At 32.4% G+C, this 8025-nt stretch carries 6 protein-coding genes; 4 read left to right on the top strand and 2 right to left on the bottom strand.

Translation table 11 applies throughout. From position 1 onward, the window contains the following. The 4 genes from mtgA to CX675_RS16205 form a co-directional block, all read left to right on the top strand. A partial coding sequence (mtgA, locus tag CX675_RS16220) for a monofunctional biosynthetic peptidoglycan transglycosylase (RefSeq protein ID WP_240723668.1) occupies window positions 1-559 on the top strand: 559 nt, incomplete at its 5' end. 158 nt (window positions 560-717) lie between these two features. Next, window positions 718-1602, top strand: a complete 885-nt coding sequence (locus CX675_RS16215) for a hypothetical protein (protein WP_130736304.1) — start codon at window positions 718-720, stop codon at window positions 1600-1602. A gap of 23 nt (window positions 1603-1625) precedes the next feature. Further along, window positions 1626-2588, top strand: coding sequence for a fasciclin domain-containing protein (locus tag CX675_RS16210; RefSeq protein ID WP_130736303.1), 963 nt, complete (start codon window positions 1626-1628; stop codon window positions 2586-2588). Window positions 2589-2712: 124 nt separating this feature from the next. Beyond that, entirely contained in the window at window positions 2713-3513 is an 801-nt protein-coding gene (locus CX675_RS16205; protein ID WP_130736302.1) for a TIGR00266 family protein, read from the top strand. Between the two features lie 68 nt (window positions 3514-3581). Here the strand turns inward: CX675_RS16205 and CX675_RS16200 are convergent, their stop codons facing one another. Further along, window positions 3582-5714, bottom strand: coding sequence for a prolyl oligopeptidase family protein (locus CX675_RS16200; RefSeq protein ID WP_130736301.1), 2133 nt, complete (start codon window positions 5712-5714; stop codon window positions 3582-3584). A gap of 95 nt (window positions 5715-5809) precedes the next feature. Beyond that, a complete protein-coding gene (locus CX675_RS16195) occupies window positions 5810-8014 on the bottom strand; it encodes a TonB-dependent receptor (protein WP_130736300.1) in 2205 nt (734 codons plus the stop codon). Window positions 8015-8025 lie beyond the last annotated feature (11 nt).

Genomic DNA, 8025 nt, shown 5'->3' with positions numbered 1-8025 from the left:
TAGGGCTTTAGAACAAAAGGCTGATGGTAAAGAAATGACTTGTTCACATCATTGGGTTTCTATTGATAATATTTCTCCAAACTTACAAAAAGCAGTAATTTCAAGCGAAGATGGTAAGTTTTTTGAACACAATGGATTTGACTTTACTGCTATGCAAAAAGCTTTTGAGAAGAATCAGAAAGGGAAAAAAATTAGAGGAGGGAGTACCATTTCTCAACAAACAGCAAAAAATGTTTTTCTTTGGCCTGGTAGAAGTTATATTAGAAAAGGGTTTGAAGCGTATTTTACTTTTTTAATTGAATTAATGTGGAGTAAAAAACGAATCATGGAAGTATACTTAAATAGCATAGAGATGGGAGATGGAGTTTATGGTGCAGAAGCAGCTTCTAAACACTGGTACCATAAACAAGCAAAAAGCTTATCAAAATATGAAGCCGCTGGTATTGCAGCAATTTTACCAAATCCTAGAAAATATAACCCTATTCGGTCTACAAACTATATGAACCGAAGAAAGGCAACCATTTCAAAATATATTGGGTATACCAAATTAGAATATTAAAAAGCTATAAATATTTAAAAAGTCGAAATTTATTTCGACTTTTTAATTTTGAAACTCTTTCTGAATCAGGTAACTGTCGTTTATTTTTATCTTTTTTAAAACCAACTAAATGTTTTCTTCGTACATGAATAAAAATGTAAGACTAAACATTTAAAATTATGATAAAAAAAGAACTACTATCAATTGTAGCTGTACTCGTTTTTACGTCTGTAAATACAGCTTATTCTCAAAGTCCGATTAGCGGATTTATGCAAGGTAAAGGGAAAGGAAATGTTTCAATATCGTATAGTTCAGAAAAATACGATGCGGTTTATTTGGTTCCTGAAGAAGTAGACGGAGTGCCAATCTTTAATGAAGTACAAGTTTCAAGTGCTTCTTTATATGCTACTTATGGAATAACAGATCAACTAGATGTGGTTTTCTCTTTACCTTACATAACTGCTAAAGGGAGTGCTTCGCAAGAGGTTTTGAATAATTTAAATTATGAAAATAAAAGAAAAGGAGTGCAAGACATGACCGTTTTTGTGAAATATAACCCTTTTTATTTTGATTATGGTTCATCTTCTCTCCGATTAATAGGTGCTTTGGGTTTAAAAACGCCTCTAGGAAATTATGATGTAGATGAAGGTTTGCAGTCTATTATTGCAATTGGAAACAGAAGTACTACTTTAAGTGCTATTGGTTTAGCTATGTTTAAAATGAATTCAGGATTTTTTGCATCAGGACAATTTGGAGGTAATTTGGCTTCCAAAGAGGTGCCTAATTCATATACTTCAGAACTTAAGCTGGGTTATGCGGTTACAAAATTTTATGGAGATGCTTATTTAGCGAATCAAACCTCTACTAGTGGTGTTGATATTTTGGGACAAGGTTTTCAAGGCTTTTTTCCAGCTACAAAAGTGAATTATACTAAAATAGGGTTAAACCTATATGCTCCAATTTACCAAGATTTTGGATTAGCAACAGGTGCAAGTACATTGATAGCAGGAAGAAATATTGGAAAAGCAACAGGCTTTTATGGTGCTTTAGTGTACAAATTTTAATTACGAATTCTAAATTTAAAAAAATGAAAAATATACATATAAAAATTTCTGTTTTAGCATTAGCTTTTCTTTCTAGTTTAGTTTCTTGTGATAATGATTACGAATCTGAAACACCATCAATTGCTTCAATTGCAGTAACTAATTCAGCTTTCAGTACTTTAGAGGCAGCTGCTATTCAAGGTGGTGTAGCTGTAGTTTTGAGTAATAGTAACCCCAATGATCCTTCAGGAAAATATACTGTTTTCGCACCTACTAACGACGCATTTGCCAAATTAGGTTTGGTAGATGCTGGAAGTTTAGGTGTGTTGCAAAATAGTTTTTTGACTAATACTCTTTTGTATCATGTTTCAAATGGTAATCTTTTGGCGAACCAAATTTCAGCGGGCGCTAGCTCTACTTCTGCTTTAGGAATTGATAGAAGATTTATTGCCAGAGGAAATGATTTATATATTAATGGATCAAAAATAATAATAACAAATGTGAATGCGAGTAATGGAATTGTTCATGCTATTGATAAAGTAATGCTTGGTACAGGTGTCAATATTGTTGAGTCTGCATTACTCTTAAATGATGCCAAAGTATTTAAAACACCTGAACTTACCTTTTTGGTTCAAGCAGTAATAACTTCTGGCTTAGCTCCAGTTTTAGCAGATGAAAATAACACGTTCACTATTTTTGCTCCTACTGATGCTGCATTTAAAGCTGCTGGTTTCAATACTGTGCAAGATGTTGCAAATGCTGATCCAGCGGTTTTGCAACAAGTTTTGTTAAACCATGCTATTGCAGATGGAGGAACATTTACTTGCGAGCAAACTAGTACTAGTGCAACCACAGCAGGGGGAAATACCTTAACATATAGTCCTTTTCAGAATGGAGTGTTTACTATTTTAGGAAATGGTAATACAGTTCCTGCAAACATGGTAATTCCAGATATTCAATGTTCTAATGGAGTGGTGCATATCATAGATAGAGTTTTACTGCCATAATTAATATCACTTTTTTTGAGAAAAGAGATCTTTGTTACTACAGAGATCTTTTTTTATGCAAAATAAAAGCGTAACAAATAGAGGTAGTTTTCGACTAATCAGGGTAAACCAAAATAAATAAATTATGCAAGCACATGAAATAGATTACCAAATTTTTGGAGAAGAAATGCAATATGTAGAAATTGAACTCGATCCTCAAGAAGTTGTAGTTGCAGAAGCTGGAAGTTTTATGATGATGGAAAATGGAATAAAAATGGAAACCATTTTTGGTGATGGAAGTAAACAAGAAGGTGGTATTTTTGGAAAACTTTTATCTGCCGGAAAGCGAGTTTTAACTGGGGAAAGTTTATTTATGACTGCGTATCAAAATATAGATTACGGTAAAAAGAAAGTTTCTTTTGCATCTCCTTATCCTGGTAAAATTGTTCCGATTGATTTGGAAAAATATGGAGGTAAATTTGTATGTCAGAAAGATGCTTTTTTATGTGCAGCCAAGGGCGTTTCAGTTGGTATTGATTTTTCAAGAAAATTAGGAAGAGGTTTGTTTGGAGGAGAAGGATTTATCATGCAAAAATTAGAAGGAGATGGTATGGCATTTGTTCATGCAGGTGGAACATTGGCAAGAAAAGAATTACAATCAGGGGAAGTTTTAAAAGTGGATACGGGTTGTATTGTTGGGTTTACCAAAGATGTTCAATATGATATTGAATTCGTAGGAGGAATAAAAAACACTATTTTTGGAGGTGAGGGTGTGTTTTTTGCCACCTTAAGAGGGCCAGGTGTAGCTTATATTCAATCGTTACCATTTAGTAGATTAGCAGACAGAGTAATTCAAGCGGCACCACAAATGGGAGGAAAAGACAAAGGAGAAGGAAGTTTGTTAGGAGGCTTAGGAAGAATGTTAGATGGGGATAATGGTTTTTAAATTTTATATGAGATAGTATAAATAAAAAATCCTGCTTATACAGCAGGATTTTTTATTGTGGTATGTTTTTATTTTTTCAATTCTCTAACCCCCATGTTGTAAAGAGCAAAAGCTTGAATGTCTACATATTCTTGTATGATTGCTTCAGTAGATTTTCCAGCGCCGTGACCAGCATTTACATCAATACGAATTAATGTAGGATTTGAACCAGTTTGTTTTTCTTGTAATTCTGCAGCAAATTTAAAACTGTGTGCAGGAACCACACGATCGTCATGGTCGCCTGTGGTCACTAATGTAGCTGGATATTGAGTTCCTGCTTTTACATTATGAACAGGTGAATATCCTTTTAAATAAGCATACATTTCTTTGCTTTGTTCACTAGTTCCATAATCGTATGCCCAACCCGCACCTGCTGTAAAGGTGTGATAACGAAGCATGTCTAAAACCCCAACTCCTGGAAAAGCGACTTTCATTAAATCTGGTCTTTGTGTTAGGGTTGCTCCTACTAATAAACCACCATTAGAACGTCCAGAAATAGCTAAATAATCTGTTGAAGTATATTTTTCTTTGATTAAATATTCAGCAGCAGCAATGAAATCGTCAAAAACATTTTGCTTTTGCATTTGCGTACCAGCATCGTGCCATTTTTTTCCATACTCACCACCACCTCTTAAATTAGGAACGGCATAAACACCACCGTTTTCTAACCAAACAGCATTCGCAACACTAAAACTTGGTGTTAAACTTATATTGAATCCACCATAACCATATAACATCGTAGGGTTTTTGCCATTCAGTTCCAACCCTTTTTTGTAGGTAATAATCATTGGTACTTTAGTGCCATCTTTTGATGTGTAAAATACTTGTTTTGATTCGTAATCTTCTGATTTGAAGTCTACTTTAGGTTTTTGATAAATTTCTGATGTTCCTGTTTTTGGATCATAAGAATAAATAGTTCCTGGTGTGGTGTAATTGGTAAACGAATAATATAAAGTGGTTTCTTCTTTCTTTCCGCCAAAACCACCAGCAGACCCTATACCTGGCAAGGCAACATCACGAATTAATTTTCCATCATAATCGTATTGTTTGATATTAGAAACCGCGTCTTTCATGTATTCAGCAAAAATGAAACCTCCACCAGTTGAAACAGATAATACGTTTTCAGTTTCCGGAATGAAATCTGTCCAATTTTCTTGTTTTGGATTCTTTAAATCAAAAGTAACTAAACGTTGATTTGGAGCTTTATAATCAGTAATTACATAAAATTTTGTACCAATATTGTCCAAGATACCATTGTTTGTTTCAAAATTATCTACAATATTGATGATACCACTATTTCTGTTTAAGTCTTTGTAGTATAATTCGTTTCCAGTAGTGGAAGTAGAAGCAGAAATAATTAAATAATTTTCATCTTCGGTTACATATCCACTTACATATCTTCTTTTTATATTGTCTCCAAAAATAATTTTATCTTCTTTTTGAGAAGTTCCTAGTTTGTGGAAATACAATTTATGTTGGTCTGTTTTTGCTGATAACTCACTTCCGTTAGGTTTATCATAGCTTGAATAATAAAACCCTTCGTTTTTATACCAAGACATACCACTAAATTTGATGTCAACTAAAGTGTCTCCAATAATTTCTTTAGTTTCAGTATTCATGACAATTACTTTTCTCCAGTCACTTCCTCCTTCAGAGATAGCATAAGCAGCTAGACTTCCATCTTTAGTGAAATTTAATCCACCAAGTGAAGTAGTACCGTCTTTAGAAAATGTATTTGGATCTAAAAAAACTTCTTCCTTTCCTGTATCGTTTTTTCGGTATAGTACAGATTGATTTTGCAACCCATTATTTTTATAGAAATACGTATAATTACCTTCTTTAAATGGAGCAGAAATTCTTTCGTAATTCCATAATTTTTCCATTCTTTCTTTTAATGTATTTCGAAATGGAATTTTTTCTAAATAGCCAAAAGTGACTTCGTTTTGTGCTTTTACCCAAGCTTTAGTTTCTTCACTATGGTCGTCTTCTAACCATCTATAAGGATCTTTAATTTCTTCTCCAAAGTAAGTGTCGGTTGTGTCTACTTTTTTGGTTACAGGATAGGTAACACTCATATCTATTTCTTTCATTTCCTTTTTTTCTTCTTTTTTGCAAGCTACGATAGACGTTATTGCTAAAAGAAAAGTGATTGTTTTTTTCATTGGTTATGATTTAGTTGTTTCACAAAAATAAGCAATTGAAAAGGAATCAATTGTTAATTAAAACCTAATTCAATTAAAGACCTCTACTTTGTAACTTAGAAATTAAAATTTATGCCTAAGATAATATTTCTGCCCATGTTTGGAATACCATCGTTTTTTAATCGTGATAAATGTGCGATATAGGTTTTGTCTAATACATTGTTTGCATTTAAATAAATTCCAAAGGTATTCTTATTCATTTTTACTGTTCCACCAAAACCAATATTAACTAGAGTATAGTCTAAAGATTGGGTTTCAAATGCACTATTGTTATTTTGATTAAATGTGTAATTAACTTGAGTGAAGAAATAGTTTTTGGTAAACCAATCTGTAATATTAAACTCGGCTCTAAGATTATTTTTGATTTGATTAGCAGGAATTAAAGGTAAATAACTTCCATTTTCTTGTTTTCCTGTTACGGTTTCAAAGCTGCTTCTTAAGTGTAACCAATCTAATGGATGCGGATGAAAATGAATTCCAGCTTCTCCGCCAAATAAGGTAGCATTATTTTGAAGGTATTCATATACGTCATTCCCATCTATAACCGCTGTGGTTGGTGAAATAAAAATGTAGTTAGTTATATGATTATAAAAACCATTGATGAAGAACTCAAAATGTTCGCTATTGTATTCTATATTAATATCAGCTTGAAAATTTTGTTCGTTTTTTAAATCAGAATTCCCTATTTCATATCTATTACTTCCTTCATGTACTCCATTTGAAGTAAGTTCAGCTAAATTAGGAGCTCTAAAACCTGAGGCTAGATTAATTCTTGAAATAATTTTATCTGTTATATTTGTTTTATAACCCAAAGCGAAATTAAAACTTTGAAAGTGTTTATCAATAGCCGCAAAATAACCTTCTTCCCCATCTTCTCCATGTTCAGAAGTTACGATGTTTCTTCTGTCATAGCGTATACCAGCTTGTAAAGCATTTTTATTCCATTCATAATTAGAAGTAATAAAAAAACCATAATCATTTACCGTTGCATCGGGAATTAATAATTCTTCTCCAAAATTTTCATTGGTTTGATGCATACCTTGAGTTCCAAGGATTGTCTCTATATTTTTCCATTTAGGTAAATAGTATTTTAGATTGTAATTAGCTGTTTTTAATTTCATGTGAAGGGCAACTTCATCTAAATCTTCTAGTTCTTTTCTGTTGTTAAAAGTATAACCTAAATCGGCTTCAATTTTAGAATTTTTAAAGAAGAATTTATTCGAAAGACTTAAAATGTGATTGTCAATATCTTGTTTAGGAAATAATGGATTTCTAAAACCAGATGCTTCAATATCTTCTTCTGGTAATCCCAAATCTAAATTGTTGTAGTTGTATCTAAAATCAGTTGAAAAATATGAATTAGCATAACCAATTCCATATTTTAAATCTTTTTCAATCGAACGTGTATTAATAATGCGTTCTCCATCAGGAATTTTATAATCTGCCTGTGAGTTATAATTAGCTCTGAATAGTAATTTCCAATTATTAGGTGAGGCTTTAAAACCAAATGAAGTATTAGTTCCTTGGGTATTACTGTAGAATTGTTGATTTATATTTGTTGCAAAGGTGTTGCTTTGTGCAAATTTTTCAGGATTAAAATACAATACACCGCCAATAGCGTCGGAACCATATAGGAGAGAAGCAGGTCCTTTAATGACTTCCACACTTTCAATCCCTGAAGCACTTAAGCCTAAGCCATGTTCTTCTCCAAATTGTTGGTTTTCTAACCGAACACCTTGCGCGTACACTAAAACGCGATTTGAACTTAATCCTCTAATAACTGGTTTGCCAATAGATGCACCAGTTGAAACTTGATTAACCCCCGGGATTGATGCCACTCCTTCCATTAAGGATGAAGCTCCGTTTTCTTGCATTTGTTTTAAAGTTTGATGTTCCACTTTCATAACATTTTGAGATTGTATTTTGTTAAATGAAGTAGATACTACAATTTCATCCAAATGTTGCTCCTTTTCTTCTAAAGAAAAATTTAAGGTAACTTCTTTTTGAGTACTATTTATTTTTTCTGTTTTTTGTTCATAACCATATAGATAGACCACTACTGTTATGTTTCCTTTAGGGATATTAGTGATAGTATATAAGCCATTACTGTCGGTTTCGGTATATAAATTATTTTCAATGATATGAACCGCTACATTTTGTAATGGAGTATTATTTGTGGATGTAATTGTACCTGTTAAAGTATTTTGAGCATAACTAAGACCTGCTACGATAAGTAGCATATATAAAAATAGGTTTTTCATTTTATTTCATT

This window comes from Flavobacterium sp. J27, from assembly GCF_004303025.1.
In the GTDB taxonomy this organism is placed as follows: domain Bacteria; phylum Bacteroidota; class Bacteroidia; order Flavobacteriales; family Flavobacteriaceae; genus Flavobacterium.
The sequence above is the reverse complement of the archived record's forward strand: the minus strand, read 5'-3'. Positions and strand labels throughout refer to the sequence as shown.

Excerpts from the sequence above, each read along its gene's own strand:
- CX675_RS16215 (WP_130736304.1), top strand. The coding sequence starts at position 718 with ATGATAAAAAAAGAACTACTATCAATTGTAGCTGTACTCGTTTTTACG.
- CX675_RS16210 (WP_130736303.1), top strand. The coding sequence starts at position 1,626 with ATGAAAAATATACATATAAAAATTTCTGTTTTAGCATTAGCTTTTCTT.
- CX675_RS16205 (WP_130736302.1), top strand. The coding sequence starts at position 2,713 with ATGCAAGCACATGAAATAGATTACCAAATTTTTGGAGAAGAAATGCAA.
- CX675_RS16200 (WP_130736301.1), bottom strand. The coding sequence starts at position 5,714 with ATGAAAAAAACAATCACTTTTCTTTTAGCAATAACGTCTATCGTAGCT.
- CX675_RS16195 (WP_130736300.1), bottom strand. The coding sequence starts at position 8,014 with ATGAAAAACCTATTTTTATATATGCTACTTATCGTAGCAGGTCTTAGT.